The sequence below is a fragment of the Colwellia sp. F1 genome (assembly GCF_056238625.1).
This window is the reverse complement of sequence record NZ_JBWDLI010000020.1, coordinates 21,363-42,530: the sequence shown is the minus strand read 5'-3', so window position 1 is coordinate 42,530 and position 21,168 is coordinate 21,363. Positions and strand designations below refer to the sequence as shown.

The following is a 21,168-nucleotide window of genomic DNA, read 5'->3' as shown; positions in this document are numbered from 1 at the left end:
AATCCTAGCTATTCTTATAATGAGTACCTGGTAAGTCTCTTAATCTCTGAGCTGCTTGCTCAGGGGTAATATCTCGTTGCGCTTCAGCCATCATTTCATAACCTACCATGAACTTTTTCACTGTGGCCGAACGCAATAAAGGCGGGAAGAAGTGTGCATGTAGCGTCCATTCTTCATGAGCTTTACCGTCAAACGGAGCTCCATGCCACCCCATTGAATATGGAAACGAACATTTAAATAAATTGTCATAACAAATGGTAATTTGTCGTAATATATCAGCCAGTGTTATTTGTTGTTCTGATGTTAAGTCCGTCATTCGTTGTATATTAAAACGTGGTAATACTAAGGTTTCAAATGGCCATGCAGCCCAATAAGGAGCAACAACAACCCAGTCATCATTTTTAACAACAACGCGTTCACCACTAGCCAGTTCTTTCGCTGCATAATCAGCAAGTAAATTAGACCCAAATTTTTGGGCATACTCACCAAATGCTTTTTGTTTCTTTTCTGCTAATGTAGGCAATTGATTTTGCGCCCAAATCTGCCCATGAGGATGTGGATTTGAACACCCCATTACCGCACCTTTATTTTCAAATACCTGAACCCAACGATAAGACTTAGACAACTCTTTACATTCATCTTTCCAAGTTTTTACAACTTCAGTGACTTCACTTAACGATAACTCTGGTAATGAACGACCATGATCAGGAGAGAAACAAATAACGCGGCTGATACCTTGCTCAGACACTAATCGAAATAACGGATCATTACTTTCAAAACTTGGTGTTTCTTTATTTAATGCTGCAAAATCATTAGTAAAAACAAATGTACCTGTATATTCAGGATTTACTTCACCATTAATGCGGGTATTACCTTTACATAAAAAGCAGCTTTTATCGTACGCCGGCTTTACCGACTCATCAGCAACTTCTTCTTGCCCTTGCCAAGGACGCTTTGCTCTATGAGGTGATACTAGAACCCATTCTTGAGTTAATGGATTAAAACGGCGATGAGGATGTTCTGTAGGATCAAATACATTGGTCATAATGTTCTACTTAAATTGGCTATTAATTTGAGTTCATTCAAAGCATTTCTGTTTACTTTAACAGTTAATAATTTACAATTATTTTTCAATTGTAAACAACGCTGAATAAACCATGAGTTATTCGCTTGAATAGCTTTATAAAGCACCAAACAATTCGGTGCTGCTAATTTTCATTACGCTCAGTTAATGCTGCTAACTAGAAGCGGTTAATTAGAGTTTTGGAAAGTACCGGCATCTAATATCTGACGTTTAATTTCAAATTTGCAGATGTAATTCCAGTTCCAACTCTTATCATACTTATGACAAAGCCCCCAAGAAAGTCCTGGCTCTTTAAGTTCTTCAGCATTAGTGTCCCTAAATAAACCAATCGCTTCCGGCGCGCCTTTAATATGCGCTTTAATGTCAAAGTTCTCACCATCTTGAGCAAACTGAACAGTGTTTTTTTCTGGGCCATCAGTGGTTAATAAACTGGCAACACCGCCTTGATAGTTCCATACAACTACTTCATGACCACTATTAGAAATCGGATTCAATTCTGACTTTACATAAGGCCCTTCAATGTTGTCAGCAATAGCAACACCGTGCTTTATTTCACGACCGCCGAAGTTCATTTCTTCTCCCATGGTTTCACCTTTATAATAAAGATAGAACTTTTCATTAAAGAAGATTAAACATGGATCGTGTACTTTATGACTATCAAAACTGCCTTTTTCTTTCACTAAAAAGCGACTATCCACTTCGCCATCCCAAACGCCATCTTGACTTGGACTTAAAATTGGCTTGGTTGATTTAATCCACGGCCCATAAGGCGACTTAGCGCTCGCTAAAGCAACTTGTTCAATTTGTCTATTGGTATATGGGTATTGAACCGTTTGGTACACTAGGTAAAACATATCTTTATGTTGTAATACTTCAGGTGTAAATACAGCTCTATCGTCAAATTCACCTGCAGCGCCTCGTGAAATGGCAACCCCTTGCTCTTTCCAAGTGATTGTGTCTGAAGATGTTGCGTGCCACACTTCGGTTAAATCCCACGGAAATACTTTATCATTTGGGTTATCAGAGCCAAAACCTACGGTTTCGTCTTGCCCTTTGGTATACCAACAGTGGTATAAATCACCAACTTTAATGACGGATGTAGGGTCTCGACGGATAATGCCTTCTTCAAAAGCAAAGTCACCTTTTAGATCAGTAACATTGAACTCAATCATCCAACTTGAATCTTTTTCATCGTATCCACGCTCTATAGCGCGTTTACTTGCTAAGCTTAATTTTTTATTACTCATATTTTTAAACCTTAATTATCTGGTTGTTAGCAATACTATAAATGGTTAGTTACCGTGATTAGCTATGTTAACAGTTACAGTATTCGCTACTTTAATAACTGCTATATTAGTTACGGGTTAACTAGGTTGTTAGCTACACTGCTAGTTAATCACACTGTTGTATAATGCTGTCGGCATAATCGCGCCGCGATGCTGTACCACTTGCCCAGCAACTTTTGTGGCTTGCATTAAAGCAGACTCAATATTATGGTTAATGATTCTTTGTGATAAATAAGTTCCTGCAAATGAATCGCCTGCAGCGGTAGAGTCAACTTGCACAGGTGCCGCTTTAAAAGGTACATGGGTTGATAACTTACCGTCATAATAAGCAAAAACGCCCTCTACACCACACTTAACAACCACTTCTTTAATCTTAAAAGCCTGACAATAGGCTGCAATTTGGGCATGACCGCTATGGTCAAATATTGCTTGGTGATCTTCTTCACCTGGCAGCACAATATCACTAACACTGTAGGCTTTTTCTAACCAATAAATAGCATGTGCTTTATTGTCCCACATAGCGGATCTATAATTTGGATCAAATGCAATACGGGTACCTTTTGCTTTTAAACCTTTTATGAACTCAATTAACTTGGCTTTATCCTCTTCTGATAATATAGCCAATGAGATCCCACTAAAAAATGCGCAATCAAGTTCAGGGCATGAATCCAGTAATTCATTAATTGATTTAATAGCCATCATGTTTGATGCAGCAGAATTTTTACGCCAATAACTGAAGCTTCTTTCACCTGAAGTATCTGTTGCAATGGCATATATTCCTATAGTGTCTTTGTCTGATTTCAACGTAAAATCAGAAGAAACCCCTTCTTTTTGCCACTGAGACTCCATGACACTGCTAATATCATCGTTACCTATCGCAGTAAATATTAACGCATCCAATTCGGGATCATTACGCTTTGCGTAAACTAACGCGTTATAAGTGTCGCCTGCAAACGAACGTTGATAGGTGTTTTCTTCCAACCGAGTTAACTCCATCATACACTCGCCAATTGCTAGTAATGCGGCCATATATAGTTTCTCATTATTAGGGTCAATTAATCTTTTAGAGCTTTCTGCTCATAGTAATTCATCATAACCTAACACATAACAATTGTTAACAATTAATTATATCCAATTTTAATTAGGTTATACTCTTAATATCCATAAAGGTTACTATTATGATTATAAAATTTAAGAATTATCTTGTAAGATCAACTCTCTTGATAATAAATAAAAAAATACTTAATAAATATTAGGGTCTGTTGATCACTCAACATAATGTCAGAGTCAAAACATCCTTTCTGTTGCTTCTTTCAAAAATAAAAGCCTAAAAATAATGTACGGTCGCAATTGGCGAGTTGAGCCCAAATTACCGTATGACGAAATATGAGCCTTGCAAAAAATTAACCTTGCACATTTTAAAATAAGCAAGTTATTCCCTCTAATAATCGCACTAATATATAGTTATCACGCTTCAACGTGCTGAAATCTGCATCTTGAGGTGTGATGTATATAATAACGTGACAGTACAAAACAGTAAGTATTACTATGTGCGCATTGCTTACTGCTTGCTTATTGGTAATTGTTTATTGTTTACAAAGTAACTTTTGTATGTGATAGTTTAATTAATTTTTTTTACATTGAGTCAACACTATGAATAAAATTAATCACAAATTAAAAGTTGCTTGCTCTGTTTTAACCCTCTCGTTACTTACAGCTTGTGGTAGTTCATCAAGCCCAACGCCAACTCCAACTCCGACGCCAACTCCAACTCCGACGCCAACTCCGGTCGTTATTGACGTCAATGAAGCCGATCCCAACTTCCCTAGTTTTGTTTCTTTTAATGATACAACACCTGAAAATAAGGCATGGGAAAAAATTACAGCGTTATCCGATGAGTTTGATAGATGGGATGAGACAAAATGGTTTAAACCTCTGTGGAACTATGGTGACACACCGGTATACATGAGAAGTGAAAATGCAGGTGTCAGTGATGGAAATTTATGGATTCAAGCTACTTTAAATAACGCTAGAGGAGAACAGTGGTTTGAAACATCGCGTGTACAATCAAAAGCTCAGGTCAAATTTCCAATGTATACCGAAAGCCGTATTAAAGTAGCACATATCTCAGCTTATAATACTTTTTGGTTAAATAACGGAGATATAAACAATCGTGATGAAATTGATATTATTGAAAACAATTCCAAGCCATCATACACAGGTGCTAAATACGATAACTATCCATATGAAATGCATTCTCAGTATTTTATTGTTAAAGATGGCCATACTGAACGTGAAGGAGACGATAACCCGTCAGATAGCCGAGATTTATCCGACGGCAATACACTTAAAGGTGTGCCTTGGAATGAACAATATCATGTGTTTGGTGCTTGGTGGAAAGATGAACATACAGTACAGTTTTACCTAAACGGTGAACCTGTTAACAGTGTGGTTTCAACACAAGCTTTTACCTTAGAGCAAAATATTATTTGGGATTTGTGGACACAAGATTCTTCATGGGTGGGAGGGCTACCTGAGAAAAATGATTTACTTGATAATACCCAAAACACAATGAAAATTGATTGGGTAAGAACTTGGAAGTTAGTGAATAAAGCTGCCAATTGATCAATTAAAAAACATCAATAAATTAGCTTGAAATCATTAATTTAATACCGGTTTATAGCTAGTTTATAACAAGTGGATAACAAACACTCACTTTTTTAATTTTAAAAAAGCTACATTAAATATGTCATTCCCGCCAAAACAACGCGGGAATGCATACCTTGAATATCTAACCTAACGTCTAAACCCTAATACTTCAAACCAATAATGTTTCTGACTTTATCTAATAATTGAATAAGCTCATGGCTCATATCAAAACTCATTATTGGGCTTTCAGTTTTTCCCTGGCGTAACAGCTCATTAAAGTGACTTATCTCAAAATTATAACCGTGGGTGTTACAGTCAAATTCTATTGATTCTTCATTGTTAGCTGTAATTAAGGTAACACTAGTTGGCTGATGAAAACCGCTATTTATTTTAATTATGCCGCGCTCACAATGGAAAATGGCTTCACAAGGTGTCGCTTCTAGTAGGCTTGATTTTAAAGTAGCTTTGGCATCCTTATAAGTGAATTGCATCGTGCAAGATGAATCTGCGCCATTATCAAAGTAGGTTGCTTCTGCACTTATGTCATCAGGTACACCTAAGGTTGAAAGCGCTGCAAAGATAGGGTAAATGCCAATATCTAACAGGCTGCCGCCACCTAATGATTTATTAAATAATCGGGAGTCGTCATCGAAAGGTTTTACAAAGCCAAAGTCGGCTTCGATACTCAGTAATTTACCATAAGTGTTGCTTTTTAATTCAGTTAAGACAAAGTTATAATGGGGTAAAAAGTAAGTCCACATCGCTTCCATTAGTAGCGTGTTATGGGCACTTGCTATAGCAATCATACTATTTACTTCAGCATTAGTCATAGCAAAAGGTTTTTCACATAACACTGCTATATTTTTCTCTAAACATAATTTTGTATTTTCTTTATGCATTACATGAGGGGTTGCTATGTAAATTGCGTCAATATTTTCATCATTTACTAATGCTTCATAGCTACTATAAGCTTTGCTTGCGTGGTATTGTGCGGCAAAATGATCGGCTTTTGATTGAGACCTTGATGCGACGGCATATAACTCAGCATCTTCAACTGTTAACAAGTCAGCTGCAAATTTATTGGCTATATTACCTAGACCAATAATTCCCCAGCGTATCTTTCTATCTGTCAGTGATTTCATTTAATTAGCTCCATAAGATAATGCACTTTTATGCTTGATAGTGTAATCCTTATATAAAAATATAGAAGATTAGTTTTAACTTGTCTCATTAGTTGATAGATCAATGAAGTGACTTCTCACCGACCTTCGGGCGATGCTTCTTTTTTCTTAGGCCGCTACTCGATAGTATCGAGATTGACGCAAGCCTCCATAAGCAGTAACGACTTATCCAGCCGCTTTTAAATCCAATATCCCCTTATCACGAATATTAAGGACGGCATTAGCATCCCTATCTATGTCCACAGCGTCACACGAAGGACAGTCATATCGTCGGACCGATAGAGGCATATTATTTTAAGTAAGCCAACAGGCTCACTTTTGAAGTTTTAAATTTGTTGATTGGCGGCGATAGCTTGCTCGGCAATAATACGACATCGTTCATAATAAGCCCGGCCAGCTTCGGTAAGATTAATTGTTCGTGTTGAACAATTAAGTAACTTTACGTCGAATTGTGCTTCAATTTTTTAAGTAGTAACTTATCACCGCGCAAGAAAACCCCATATATTTTGCCGCAGTACTTAAGCTACCTTTAGGTTCATTTAAAACGAACTTACTCATTATTGCTCGCTTTTTAGATAGAATAACTAGCTCTGGATGAAGTAAGTAAAGCTCGCGCCGCGATTTAATCCGTTTTAAATTTAATATATTTTAACCCAGAAAGACCAACAACCCTAGATAAACAACATTCAAGTTTAGTATCATGCGATGAAACGTTAATTCATCTCTTAATATAGTGACTCACTTTTTTAACACTACATTTTTAACATACTTTTTAAAATATATAAGGTTTACCCAACAATATGATTGATTGCTTACTGTTTGATAATGACGGAACTTTGGTAGATAGCGAATATTTATGCAACAAGGCTATTGCCATTAAATTTAAAGAATTTGGGATAGACTTATCTATTGAGCGATTAGTAATAGACTACAGAGGTAAAGAGTTAGCCATTATATTTGCTGAATTGGCATCAATTCATAAAGTTGAGCTGCCTCCTTTATTTACTACTGAATATAGGGCATTAGTTACCGATTTATTTAACTCAGAGCTAAAGCCCATTGCAGGGGTAGTTGAAGCGCTTGAGTCATTAGACCTTCCCAAGGCAATAGTATCTAACGCTCCCAGAGAGAAAATTATATTATCACTAGATATTTGCGGCTTGAGAAAATATTTTGGTGATAATATCTATAGTGCTTATGATAATAATATATTTAAGCCAGATCCTGCCTTATATCTGCATGCGGCAACTGACATGGGATTTTTGCCCAAACAATGTGCCGTTATTGAAGATAGCTTACTGGGGGTTGAAGCTGGAATTAACGCCGACATGAAAACATTTTTTTTTAATAGTCATAATGAAGATTGTCCATTTCCGGCTGCCATCAACTTTACTTCGATGAAAAGCTTACCTGACCTTATTAATAAATAGTGTCAGTCCGTTAGCAACTGATACTCTAGTAAAATAAAAATCCGAACTGAGATAGTTCGGATTTTTTTATTTATCAGTAGTTTCAATAAGTATCAATAACATCACACCCAAGAAATTTAACCAAAACAGTTTATATAATAACCTTGTGACTATTCTTCAGTGACCTTAATTATCTCGGTGTTACTTATAACGTTTGCCGACTTAGCAAATATCGTGATTTCACCTATATCTTTTCCTTGTAAAATAAGTAACGCTTGTCCTTTTGAGGTTGTTATACGGTTTGATTGAAACGTTTGTACATTATCAGAGGCACCATTATCAACACCTAAAACCTTAGCAGGACCTTTAACGACAAACTCAATATCAGCATCTAAAAATGTAATTGGATTTTGTTTATCATCAACTAATTGTACAACTAAATGTACAACGTCATTATAATTTGTCGTAATTTGCGACTTATCAATAGTTAAATCAATACCGTTAAATACGCCCGCTGTACGCAAAGTATCTTCCGCTTTACAGTCGCCTACACCTTTCACCATTAAATCACCCGCTTGGTATGCAACTGACCATTTCAAAATATGATCAGGTGCATCTTTCAGGTACGCAATACCTTGCGACTTATTATTTACAAAAAGCTCCGCAGCGCTACAATTTGTATAAGCTTCAACAGCAATTAAATCGTTATCTTGGTATTGCCAGTAGTTATTTACAGCGTGCCAAAACCAAATATAGGTTTTCCACGCATCAGGGTTGCGTGCCATAATATTATTATCAACCACTTTATAAGGTGACTTTTCCATGAGTTGTGTTGTTAAATAAATAGTAGGCTGATCATTCCATAATGACTTCATCATATGATATGACGGTTTTTCAAACCCGGCTAAATCTAACATGCCACTTGCTGTTGCTTTAACAGGCCATTTATTGTGACTTTCACCCATATAATCAATACCTGTCCATAAAAAAGTACCGCCTATAAAATCGCGTTCTTTAACAGCTTTCCATTCATGCCATTGCACAACATTTTCATGGCCCATAATCATTTTATCGGGAAATAAGCGATGTCCGTAATCATAAATAACACGGCGATAACTGTAACCAATAACATCAAGCGCATCTGTATATCCGGTGATATGACTTACCGATGGTAAAATTAAATTTGCCGTCACTGGGCGGGTTAAATCTAACTCTTTCACCCAGCCAGATAACTCTTTGGCCGTTTTAGCTAAAACATATTCACCTTCTTCACTTTCATGAAAGCGTTTAACTATTTCTTCAGGGCTAATAAATGGTGGATTAAAAAAGTAATTACCATTAGCGTTCATATCAAAATAACCTGTCGCTTGAGGATAACGAGGGTATGTCCACTCAATTTCGTTACCTATGCTCCACATTATGATTGATGGATGATTACGATCACGTTTAACCGAAGCGACGAGATCTTTTTTGCCATCTTTTTGAAAGTATTCTGTATAACCTCGACTAATATAGTCTTCATGTCTTTCTTGTTGATTTAAACGCTTATCTTTAGGGTTGTCATATTCATCGAATATTTCTGCTTGAACCAAAAAGCCCATTTCATCACACAAATCCAAAAATGCTGCTGATGCTGGGTTATGCGCAGTACGAATAGCATTTACCCCAGCATCTTTTAGTGTTTCTAAACGGCGTCGCCAAACATCATTAGGCACTGCTGCGCCAACTAAACCAGCATCATGATGTAAATTCACACCTTTAATTTTTAAAGATTTTCCATTTAAATAAAATCCAGTATTTGCATCAAACTTAATCTCACGGATACCAAAAGGGGTAATATATTCATCAACTACTTTACCTGAGGTTAATTCGCTTAGCTTACTAACTGCTTTATATAGGTAAGGTGAATCAATATCCCATTTATTAGGCGACTTCACTATTAATTGCTGTGTTAATACTTGGTTTGAATTTTTTTCAAGTACCGAGGCACTATCAATTGTTGCAACAATTTCTCCAACAGCATCCACAATGTGTGTTGTTAATGTAAAATCACGTGAGATAGCTGCGTCATTATTTATCTCAATAGCAATATCAACAGTCGCTTGAGTATTTGATATTTCAGGAGTCGTAACATAAGTTCCCCATACTGGAATATAAAGCGAATTGGTTGAGATAAAACTGACATCGCGATATATACCAGAGCCTGTATACCAACGACTATCAATATAGCGTGAACGGTCGACACGAACCGCGATGACATTCTCTTGCCCTGCTGGGGTTAAAACATTGGTAACATCAAAATAAAAAGGAGAATAACCGTAATGCTGTTCACCTAATGATTTGCCATTAATCCAAATTTCAGCATTATTATAAATACCATCAAAATGAATAAAGTGTTTTTGTTGATCTGTCACGGGAGTCGTAAAGTGTTTTCTATACCAAGCAACCCCAGCAGGTAAATAGCCTGTAGCGCCACCCGCATTCTCTTGGGTAAACGCAAATTCAACACTCCAATCATGTGGAACGTCAACATTACGCCAAGCGCTATCTTTATAACCAAATTGATTAAACGACTCATCATCATCAAGGTTGAATAACCAGCCTTGATTGAAGTTATTTTCCACACGACTTACTTTACTGGCACTACTGATTCCATAAAACGAACTTGGCAAAGTAGATGAATTAGTTGTAACTTTATCGTCACCTATGGTGTTACAGCCATTTAAAAAGCCAACCAAAATAAATAGTGGGATAATTTTGCTTAACAGTATTTTCATAGGGCTATTTTTAAATAATTTTTTTTTAAAACGTTGAGTTAAAATACGTTTACTATTGTCCATGTTGCTCATATTTTTCTACTTCTTATTAATGGATATGAAGACATAGTATACAATTTACAATTAACCATCCATGATATTTGACAATTAAAGTTATTTCTTTACACAAAAAAATGTGCTATTCAATATTAAATTAATGTATTAAGTCAATGTAAAGTATTAAAAAGTTAAAATAAGGTTATCGTTCTTAAGCCAATAAAACTGATAACAAAGCCGCATGCTATAGCACATCATCAAATATTTTTGCGAATACTCTTAAGAAAGTAGCTACATAAATCATTAAAACAAAAAATACTATTGTCAACAATATACTGTTAACATAAAATGGTCATCTTATGAACATTTGAGGTATTAACGTGATAACAAAATTTAAAAAAAATAAGTTAACTAATTCATTATTAATTATTCCATTGGTATTAAGTGGCGTTGTAAGCTGCGGGGGTAGCTCTGACTCCAATAACGCATCTCCAGACAACCCAGATGTTATAACTCCCCCTACAACTCCAGAAGTAGATACTACACCAGATGTTTTCACCTTTGCAGCCGTTAGTGATACACAGTTAAATACCATAGTTACTTCTAATGAAATAACTATTGCTGGCATTAATTCAGCGACAAATATTAGCATTACAAGCGGTGAATATTCAGTTAACAGTGGTGATTACACATCTGCCGCTGGTACTGTTAACGATGGCGATAAGGTTAAAATTAGAGTTACTAGCTCATTATTAGACTTAACAACAACCAGTGCAAAATTAACTGTTGGTGGCGTAGCTTCAACTTTCACTATTACGACTCAAAGTACAAGCTCAGTTGCAGGCATTCAGGTAGATATAAATTTTAATACCAAACATAGTGTTGGTGGAATTGACACTTTCGATCGTCAAAAGTTTATTACTATTCACGCCTCTCCACTTGAAAATGACTGGGGTGAAAATGATAGTTTTTCACAAAATGCCGCGAATAAAGATCCCGATTTAATGGTTAACTTTATGACGGATAACGACGTTTATTTTGGTCGTGATACAGGCTCAATTGGTTGGGCACTGAAAAATTTAACAGAAGATACTACCAAACCGGGTTTTATTGACGAAGCATCAATTCCCGCTGCCGCAAACAGCATAAAATGGGCATACGGTACAAGCACCGCTAAAAAAAGTAGTGACGCACGTTTACCACAAATTAAAGCCCGAAGCCTTGATATGATTGAAGGTGGTCAGCAATTTCCTTACTGGTCTGAAAATGCAGATCATTCTAATATTAATCCTTACCCTGCCTCAACGCCATGGAAGTTCTCGCAAACAGATACCGCAGCTGAACCTTTTGGTACAGCTACAGGGCATTATTTCGGACAATACCTGTCTAACTTTTTTAGAGATAACGATACTGAAGATTGGAAACCTAAACCTAAGTATTTTGAAATAATGAATGAACCATTATTTGAGTTAACAACAATTCGTAATCCCGGTGATAGTGATTATGTTACCCCAAAAAAAGTGTTTGATTTTCATAGTACTACCGCAAAAGAAATTCGAAAAGTTGCTAAAAATGATGACATTGCTGTAGGTGGTTACACTGTAGCTTTTCCTGACTTTGATAAAGATAACTTCCAACGCTGGCATGATAGAGATAAGCTGTTTATTGATAGCATAGGTGCAGAAATGGACTTTTATTCAATCCATTTATATGACTTTCCTTGCCATAATAATGCTGAAAAGTATCGTTCAGGTAGTAATATGGAAGCAACTATGGATATGATGGAAAATTACAGCCATATCGCTGTTGGTGAAATGAAGCCCTATGTTATTTCTGAATACGGTGCCGCAAATCATTGTGAAAGAAGTGTTGGCTGGACCGATAAAAAAGATACGTTAGTACTTAGAGCTACTAACAAAATGTTAATGAGCTTCTTAGAACGTCCAAACACTATTGCTAAAACTATTCCATTTATTGTAGTTAAAGCTGAATGGGGCAGAACAACTCAAAATGGTGAATCAATTCCATACGGCCCTCGTTTAATGGTGCAAGAATTTGAGCGTACCGGTGTAACTAGCCAAACTGATTGGGTATATTCTAATTTAGTATTGTTTTACAACTTATGGTCTGAAATTAATGGAACAAGAATTGACACTTGGTCATCTAATTTAGATATTCAGGTTGATGCCTATGTTGATGGAAGTGACGCTTTTATTATTTTAAATAATTTAGAATTTGATGAATCTGAAGTTAATCTAAATGCGCTAGGCCTTGATACTGCAAATATTACCGCGGTAAATATTAAGCACTTAAAAACTGACGGTTGGGTATCAAAAATTGATAAAACAAACCCAGACACTTTACCTGAAGCAATAACGATTGATGGTGAAGGCACTATCGTAATGAAAGTTACTTACAACAGTGATATTGCTATTGATAACACCAGTAACGAAGTTAAGTATTATTCTAATGACTTTAAACAAGCCATTGACGCCAATACTGCTATTACTTTCAACATTAATGATGTGGTAGTAGGCGCTAACGGTGAAGCAACATTACGCTTAGGTATAGGCCGTGAACATGGTAAGTCTTTACAACCGATTGTGAAGGTTAACTCTACTCAAGTTGCTGTTCCTAGTAACTTCAGAGGCTATGACCAAAAGCAAGGTGATGCGATGAAAGGGCGAGATAACTTCTTTGGTGTGATTGAAATACCATTACCACTTACCGCACTTGAATCTAGTAATATAATAACGGTTGAGTTCCCTGACACCGGCGGTTTTATTACAACAACTTCGTTACAGGTTTTTACAAGCAGTACGCCATTAACGCGAAGCAAGTAATGACTCGTTAGTTACAATATTTTTACCGGGGCTATAATTGACATGTTATTTTTAAATAGACTTAAGATTCAAACACGTATTGTAATTTTGGTGCTAATTCCGCTAATTTTTACACTTTTTTTGTCAATCGAAAGACTTGAGAAAGCATTTACTGAACAAGCTAATATAAATCAGTTAGACGTTGTACTAAATTATTCTGAGGTAACAGCCCCATTAGCAGCAAACATTATAAAAGAAGCATTTTATTCTCGTTTATATATTGATGCGGTACCAGAAAAAAACATTGCTGGTAAACCTATGAACACCAACAAGTATTTAAATGAGATGAAAAAAGCACGAGCTAGCGCTTTATTCAGTCAAGATAAGTATTTAAATTTTGTTAATAACAATAAAGCATCTATTTCAAAATTTAAAATTCTTAATGAACATATCGATATTATTCGCGAACTAATCGATAAATTTCAATATGTTCGTAAAGCAGCTGATGAGAAATCCCACCTATCTAAAAATTACACAACAGAATTTGGCCACGAGCTACATACGATGTGGGAAATGGAAGTCTTAATTAAGCGCTTAGTACTTTCACTTAATGAGATTGTTGTGATCTCAATGCAAAACCCTAAATTAGGTAGGTTATCAAGTGCTTATTATAATTTATTAGCCGCTAATACAGAATATTCTTTTCATAATAGTTTTATCTACTTAGCAATATACAATGCTAGGGATGTTTACACTCACACTAAAATCTATAGTAGCTTCACTAAAGCTCAAAGTTACTTAGATACCTTTTTAAGCTTTGCTGATAAAAAAACGGTCAAAGCTTATAATGAAATGAGAGCTAATAAATACTTTCAGGTGGCTGACAAAATCGCTTTGCAAGCGCGTGAAGGCATATATGAGAACTTAAATAAGCCTTTACAGGTTGACGCAAGCATAGATTGGGATCATACAACGGCTGAAATTTTCGATCTTTATCAAGAAACAATGAGTGTTGCATTAAAACAACTTATTGATACAAAAGATGCGCTCATAGATGATGCTAACCAAAGGGTAATAGAAACGTTAATATTGATGACTTTGGCGCTTATTATCATTGCAGTTATTTCATACTTGATTGGTCACAGTATTACCAATCAATTAAAATATATGGTTGGTTCTTTTAAGCTGCTAACCAAAAGTAAAGACATGTCAATAAAACTTAACGCTGACGGTAAAGATGAACTATCAGAATTAAGTGCTGCTTTTAATAGCTTGCTCGAAAGCTTTAATGCGACCCTTGGCTATGTAAAAAATGAAGCCACTGTTATTAACAAAACAACGAGTGAAGTTTCCAATGCAATGAATGAATCGTTAGTGCTTTCTGACAGACAACTACAAGCAACTGACAGTATTTCAGTTGCTATTAATCAAATGACTTCAACCATTGAAGAAGTTTCTCACATGGCACTACAAACATCTAATGCAGTTCAGAAAGCTTATAACATTTCGGTAAAAAGCGCAGACAATGCAGCATTAAGTCGTAAAATGATGGAAAAATTAACGTTAGAGTTAGGCAATACAAGCCAGGTCGTTAATTCATTAAATCAAGAAACAAGCCTTATTGGTAATGTGCTAAATGTAATACAAGGAATTGCAGAACAAACCAACTTATTAGCTTTAAATGCCGCTATTGAAGCAGCAAGAGCTGGCGATATGGGCAGAGGCTTTGCCGTTGTAGCTGATGAAGTAAGAAATTTAGCAGGTCGAACTCAAGAGTCTACAGAGCAAATTCGCCAGCAAATAGAAGCACTTCAAAAAGGCGCTGATGATGCGACTTCTAAAATGGATAACTTGCAATCAGAAGGCACTAAATCTGTAGATGTTGTTATTGAAGGCGCTGAAGCGATGACTATTATGAAAACTGAGTTAGACAACATTATGCAAATGGCTGAACAAATTGCCACTGCGGCAGAGCAACAAACAAATGTGTCAAACGAAATTAATGAGCGCATACATGCCATAAAAGAAGATGCTGATAAAATCACGTCAAAAACAACCGATACTGCCTCTTCCGCTGAAGGGTTGAAAGAAACGGGTGGGCGCTTAAATGTTTATATAAGCGAGTTCAAAATAAACAAAAACTCAACAACTCATTAATAATAAACCTGAATCTTATTTAAGAAAAATTGAACTAATTGTCTGTTCCGTGATCAGATCTTTCGACCAAGAAACATTTAATCACACGAGGAACAGGCATGAAGAATTTAGTTGAATTGTATTGCGATGTCGATGAATTTTGCAAAATATTTATCCCCCAATGGCAAAAACAATTACTCGAAGATGGAACAAGTAAGCGCCAACGAGCAGGACGAATGACCACGAGTGAAATCATGACAATTGTGGTTGGTTTTCACATGTCACATTATCGTGATTTTAGGTGGTGTTTAAAAATCTTTGTCATTTCGGTAAACTGGTAAAAACAGGAATGACACATGACAAATCAATTCAACTTCGAAGATGCTGTTAAAGCACTTCAATCAGGTAAAAAACTTAATGGTAAAGATGGTGTATTAACATCACTTATCAAACAATTAACTGAGTCAGTCCTCTAGGCTGAGCTTGAACAACACCTTTCTAATGAACAAGAGCCTAACCGTAAAAATGGCTCTAGCACTAAAACGGTTAAATCATCCGTTGGTAGTTTTGAGCCTCAACTCGTTAAGAAAAACCAAACCACGCTCAGTGATGAAATAGACTCAAAAATTCTACCCATGTTCAGTATGGGGATGAGTTGTCGGGATATTAATAAACATATTGAAGATATGTACGGTATGAACGTTGCCATAGGCACCATAAGCGCCATCACCGATAAACTAATTCCAGAGCTTAAAGCATGGCAACAGAGACCACTAGACAGTCATTACCCTATTGTTTGGCTTGATGCTATTCATTATAAAGTCAGAGAAGATGGGCGCTATATGGGTTTGCCAGCTTCGCTGGGCAAACAAAAAAATGCCACTTCAAATGAAGTGGCATTTTGCATTAATTATTAAAATCACTTATAAAGCTTATTTTGCAGAGTTACTTATAAGCGTTACTTTTGAAAATAGCTTATCAAAGTGTATATCAATTATATTTAACACATTATCTTACGGCGACACACGTGTAACAGATAGGTTATCTACGTAAACATCTAGCTCTAAGGTATTTGAAAAACCAGGTCTAAATACCTTATAACCGACAACATAGTTACCTACAGGTAAAGTATGAGTTGTACTTAAAGTTTGCCATACTCCACCTACATTTCTTTGCCATAGTTTATAAAGATCTGAGTTCTGCGGTGCGTCTGCCGGACGTATTGACGCCTCAATTACGTAATCCGTACCTGATGATAAGTTAGCGCCAAATACGTCAGAATCGAATTTATAGCTTCCTTCGCTAGTCACTTCAAACTCAACACTGGTTAACACAAAGTTTTGTTGCGCGCTGTTAGTATAAGAAAACTTAATACTTTGGGCGCCATCTTTAACCTGTTCATCGCTAAAAGTAACTAAGTTTGATAAGTCAGTCGCATAATCATCCACAGTATAAGCATACCAATCACTGATAGAGCCTCCTTCAGCATTTGCGCTGCCACAACCAAGTAAGTTATTAGCATCACAACCTGTCTCAACCTGAGCTGATCCCGCAACAATATTTAGTGGCCAAAGCCCCTTATCTATTGCTTTTCCGTCAACGGTTGTAAATTTAGCAAACAAGAAGTAGAAATTCCCTTCATCTAACTCTGAAGTTAATTTAACATTAGTTAAATCAAAAGTTACGGAAGCACTACCTGATTCTGTAGCGGCTACTGACGTATCGTCAGAGGTGATATCGTTAACAACACCCCATTCTGAGTTCATTTCTCGTAAAAAGAATTTCACCCCTGCTTCATTAACCACTTGCGTAGAACCAGCATGATAGTTAACAGCTACATCAAACACTTCATCAGTGTAGATGTCACCGGTGTACTTTCCTTCATCATCATAAGCAATTGATATAGTGGAGAACTCTTCAACGAAAATGTCAACAGTATCTGTAACCGTTTCGCTATTCTCACCGCTTATTACGCTAGCCGTAATGGTAGCATTGCCTACCGAAACATTAGACACTAAACCAGTTTCATCTACTGTAGCGATTGATTCATTGCTACTTGACCATATAACTTCTTGATTATCAGCATTACCTGGTTCAACATCTGCAGTTAACTGTGTTTGTTGGCCAACATAAAATGCTTCGTTTTCACCTGAGATAGTGACATCAGTAGCAAAAACAATTTCAAAATTACCCACTGTGATCACAACTTGCGCTGCCACACTATTATCTGCTATTGAGGTAGCGGTAATAATTACATCACCATCAATAACGCCTGTTACAACACCTTGTTCATTAACAGTGGCAATACTATTATCACTTGAAGTCCATTCTATACTCTCTACTGCGTTTAAAGGTGTAAATGCAGGGGTTAGTGTGAGACTTTCTTTTGGACGTACTTTAGCTGCCGCCATACCTAAATCGATAGCAACAGGCATTGGGCTACTCGCATCATCGGTGGTAATTATGCCATTTGCGCTAACACCCGTTAATATTACTGACTCTCCGTTGCGCCAGTTAACCTCTACAGAGGCAATGTTAATCGCCTGACCTAAGCCAAAGTGAACGGTATCAATAATTCCTGCTGAAAATACCTCACCAGCAGAAGCAACACGTTTTGTATATACTTTACCAGACTCTAACGTAACGATAATCTGAGCAGACATAGCATCGACGTTATGTAATGGGCTGTAGCCAACATCAACTAATAAATAATTATTATTGTTAACCGTTTCATTTTTCCATAAGTACCAATGCCCACCTTCTTCACTGCCGCTTAACATATCAACAGCGCCGTCTTTGTCGAAATCAAACGCTTGCCCCATATCGCCATGGCCGTTGTCATTAACATCCATTGCGCCATGCATGTGCGTGGTTATAAAGCTATCTTCGCCAGTATTAAGTAGTAGTAAATCAGTAATGCGCTCTTTCAAAAAGCCATAACGATATACAAAAAGGTCATTCCAACCATCATTGTTAAAGTCGCCATGCGTTACGCCCCAATGATCGCCGCCTTTTGGTAAATTCCATTCATCGCTTGCATCAACAAACTTATCACCTTGGTTAATTAATAGTATATCTTGACCATTACGGTTGTTTGGTACCCAATCAATGTTAACGTCCGTTAAATTATCTAGCGTAAATGAAACATTCCAGTAGATGTCTTGATCACGTACCCACTCAGCTTTCCATTGCCCATCACCGGTATGCCCAATATATAAACCATTAACAGATCTATCTTCAGGCCAACCTACAGCACTGGCTTGAGTAATGGTTAATGTTTCTTCTGCATTCAACATTTCAGCGGGTAATTGGTTAGTTTGAAAACCTTCAGCCTTAACAACGTGGCGGCCTTTTGCCGAACCTAAAAAGATAGGGTAATCACCATCCCATTGGCGATAAGTTAAACCGAGACCAGATAACGTAACGTCACCGTCTGCAGCAAAATTAATTAAGGTTGTGCCTGTTTCACCATCATCATGAATGTTCAATGAGCCGCTTATTGGATTGAAGTCGATCGACTTACTAGATAATTGGTAATGTGTTTTACCAAAAGCTAAGTATAAATCTAAGTTACCATCGTTATTTAAGTCAACATCAGTAATAGCATTAATACCCCAAACATATTGCAACTCCTGCGGTAAGTGTGTTTCGGTTATATTCGTAAATGTGAAGTCACCATTACCTTTCCATAAGGTTAAAGGTGAATACATCACCAAATCGTCAATTTGATCGCCATTAAAGTCTGTGATTAATATGCGTTCTGCATTTTGACTTTCAACTCCTGCTATTCGCACAGGAGTAAATGTACCGTCCCCCATGTTACGATAAAACAATTGAATTGGACCGTCGTCGTTAGGGGTTTTTGCATTAACCAACATAAGGTCTAAATCACCATCAGAGTCAAAATCTGACCATCTTGGTGCTCTTCCTCGTGCTGGAGTAGTTATCCCTGCTTCAACAGACACATTTTCGAAAATGCCTTCGTTGTTTTTAAGTAGTGCATAAGACGTTGGACTCGTACCATTAGCCCCACCAAGCGCTACCATTATATCTAAATCGCCATCATTATCGTAATCTGCTAATGAAACGCCATGGAAATCTTGTGAATTAGGGAATAATCGCTCAACAGTTACGGTATTATTACCGTTATTGGTAACTAACTGCGGCGGAATATAATTATGGTTTACGGTTATAAAGTCATAATGTCCGTTATTATTTATATCACCAACTGCTGGACCACCATACTTTAAGGTATCTTCAGTGATTAGTCCGATGCTTTGTGAAATGTCTGTAAAGTTAACTAATTGCTCTGTGGCATCGGTAATACTTACTGAATTTAAGGTAATATCAGTACTACGACCAAAAAACCTTAACTCTTGGTTGCCTGCTTTTGGGAATACCACTAACACTTTTAACTCATTGGTGCCAGCAGTTGGTACGTCGAGGTTATCGATGAGTAATGTGTCGTCTGAGAAGAGACTCAAGCTCGCATAGTTTTTGTCAATAGATAGCTCTATCGTTACTAACTTTTGTAATCCTCCGGTAATGTTTACTGTTTGTCTAAAACTATTAAGGGTAGTAATTTCAGTTGGAAGCGAAGTTAAGCTAATATCAGCTTCATCATCACCGGTATTATCATCACCACTGTTATCACCACCGGTATTATCACTACCTGTGTTATCACTACCACTGTTGTCACCACCAGTGTTATCACTACCACTGTTATCACTACCACTGTTGTCACTACCACTGTTGTCACCACCAGTGTTATCACTACCACTGTTGTCACTACCACTGTTGTCACCACCAGTGTTATCACTACCAGTGTTGTTGCCACCTGCATAAGGCATGTAATTAGTTAGTATTGTTATATCTATACCACGAGCACTTAACTCTTCTTCAATGTGAGCCAATGCAGTTTCAACACCAACTATCGTATAACTGGGCGCAGCCGCTGAAAATTGGTCTTCAAAGGCTTGTTGATCCGCCGAAAAGCTCACATTTGAATTCAAAACTAAATCAGGCTCAATTTCGATACCATTACTTAAGTCATTATCTAAATCTAACGTTTGTAAAAACCTAGCAATATTAACGGCAATATTGGATTGTATATCTAAGTCATCACTTGCTGCTTTGGCCATATCAATAGGAGTAATTATAGTGTTTGCATTAACTTCTGGTAAAAAAATACCATCAATAAAAAAAGTTATTTTTTCACCTGGTAAATACTTAAACTCACCTGACACTGTTGTTTTTCCACTATAACTATCGGTTCTATAATCAATATTCCCAACCGGAGAGTCAATAAAGAAACCCGTTTCATATAAGTGCGCTTGATCAATATTTTGTTTATCATCATTACAAGCTGAAAGCGCTATTACTAACACTACTGGTAATATTCTGCATAATCCTTTATAAACTTTTGAAGCTATAGTTATATTTAAACTACAGGCTCCTGTGCTATTTTTTTTCATCTTACTTCCCACCTACTAATGTTTTTTGTTTTATATTCTTATATTTATTTACCTTCACTACCGCTACGTAAAATTGAAGCTATAAATCACAAGTAAGCCTATAAATTTTTGTTTAAAGTTTACTGGCTTTCATTATAGTATTTGGTTAACAATTAACAGTCAAATGTAATTAGTCGTCTATCCTCAACGTTCAGCACTAATTGTCAATACGTTAATAGTAAAAGAATCACCAGCGTGCTGTTGTGTGTTCTTTTGTTTTCAAGGTATTCATGTATTAACGATTAGTGGTAAGCGATCATTCTGGGGTTATACCA

The 21,168-nt window shown here is 36.6% G+C and carries 10 protein-coding genes and 3 pseudogenes; 6 read left to right on the top strand and 7 right to left on the bottom strand.

The window, feature by feature from the left end; genetic code table 11:
• Window positions 1-4: 4 nt before the first annotated feature.
• From AC0UA9_RS15765 to AC0UA9_RS15755, 3 genes are all read right to left on the bottom strand, one after another.
• The gene (locus AC0UA9_RS15765) at window positions 5-1,045 is read right to left on the bottom strand and encodes a UDP-glucose--hexose-1-phosphate uridylyltransferase (RefSeq protein WP_475661451.1); all 1,041 of its coding nucleotides are present in this window, start codon (window positions 1,043-1,045) and stop codon (window positions 5-7) included.
• A gap of 206 nt (window positions 1,046-1,251) precedes the next feature.
• Window positions 1,252-2,331, bottom strand: coding sequence for a glycoside hydrolase family 117 protein (locus AC0UA9_RS15760; protein WP_475661448.1), 1,080 nt, complete (start codon window positions 2,329-2,331; stop codon window positions 1,252-1,254).
• A 141-nt stretch (window positions 2,332-2,472) separates the two neighbouring features.
• Window positions 2,473-3,399 (bottom strand): sugar kinase, encoded by a 927-nt coding sequence (locus AC0UA9_RS15755; protein WP_475661446.1) that lies wholly within the window; start codon window positions 3,397-3,399, stop codon window positions 2,473-2,475.
• Window positions 3,400-4,023: 624 nt separating this feature from the next.
• On the opposite strand from AC0UA9_RS15755, the gene AC0UA9_RS15750 reads away from it, so the two are divergent.
• On the top strand, window positions 4,024-4,995 hold the full coding sequence (locus tag AC0UA9_RS15750) for a LamG domain-containing protein (RefSeq protein WP_475661444.1): 972 nt from the start codon (window positions 4,024-4,026) through the stop codon (window positions 4,993-4,995).
• A gap of 185 nt (window positions 4,996-5,180) precedes the next feature.
• Here the strand turns inward: AC0UA9_RS15750 and AC0UA9_RS15745 are convergent, their stop codons facing one another.
• Window positions 5,181-6,161 carry a Gfo/Idh/MocA family protein gene (locus AC0UA9_RS15745; RefSeq protein ID WP_475661441.1) on the bottom strand — a complete coding sequence of 327 codons (981 nt, stop codon included), beginning with the start codon at window positions 6,159-6,161 and terminating at the stop codon, window positions 5,181-5,183.
• A gap of 368 nt (window positions 6,162-6,529) precedes the next feature.
• Window positions 6,530-6,758, bottom strand: a pseudogene (locus AC0UA9_RS15740) (LysR family transcriptional regulator); the annotation flags it as partial.
• Between the two features lie 242 nt (window positions 6,759-7,000).
• Here AC0UA9_RS15740 and AC0UA9_RS15735 point away from each other — a divergent pair.
• Window positions 7,001-7,630 carry an HAD-IA family hydrolase gene (locus AC0UA9_RS15735; protein ID WP_475661437.1) on the top strand — a complete coding sequence of 210 codons (630 nt, stop codon included), beginning with the start codon at window positions 7,001-7,003 and terminating at the stop codon, window positions 7,628-7,630.
• A 149-nt stretch (window positions 7,631-7,779) separates the two neighbouring features.
• Here the strand turns inward: AC0UA9_RS15735 and AC0UA9_RS15730 are convergent, their stop codons facing one another.
• Complete coding sequence (locus AC0UA9_RS15730) at window positions 7,780-10,449, bottom strand: glycoside hydrolase family 2 TIM barrel-domain containing protein (RefSeq protein ID WP_475661436.1); 2,670 nt, start codon at window positions 10,447-10,449, stop codon at window positions 7,780-7,782.
• Window positions 10,450-10,802: 353 nt separating this feature from the next.
• Here AC0UA9_RS15730 and AC0UA9_RS15725 point away from each other — a divergent pair, with 353 nt between their 5' ends.
• The 4 genes and pseudogenes from AC0UA9_RS15725 to AC0UA9_RS15710 all read left to right on the top strand — a co-directional run.
• Complete coding sequence (locus AC0UA9_RS15725; RefSeq protein WP_475661434.1) at window positions 10,803-13,265, top strand: hypothetical protein; 2,463 nt, start codon at window positions 10,803-10,805, stop codon at window positions 13,263-13,265.
• Between the two features lie 120 nt (window positions 13,266-13,385).
• Window positions 13,386-15,401 (top strand): methyl-accepting chemotaxis protein, encoded by a 2,016-nt coding sequence (locus AC0UA9_RS15720; protein ID WP_475661432.1) that lies wholly within the window; start codon window positions 13,386-13,388, stop codon window positions 15,399-15,401.
• Between the two features lie 98 nt (window positions 15,402-15,499).
• Window positions 15,500-15,682 (top strand): annotated as a pseudogene (locus AC0UA9_RS15715) (IS982 family transposase); the annotation flags it as partial.
• Window positions 15,683-15,736: 54 nt separating this feature from the next.
• Window positions 15,737-16,225 (top strand): annotated as a pseudogene (locus AC0UA9_RS15710) (transposase); the annotation flags it as partial.
• A 168-nt stretch (window positions 16,226-16,393) separates the two neighbouring features.
• Here AC0UA9_RS15710 and AC0UA9_RS15705 read toward each other — a convergent pair.
• Window positions 16,394-20,854, bottom strand: a complete 4,461-nt coding sequence (locus AC0UA9_RS15705; RefSeq protein WP_475661430.1) for an FG-GAP-like repeat-containing protein — start codon at window positions 20,852-20,854, stop codon at window positions 16,394-16,396.
• Between the last annotated feature and the right edge of the window lie 314 nt (window positions 20,855-21,168).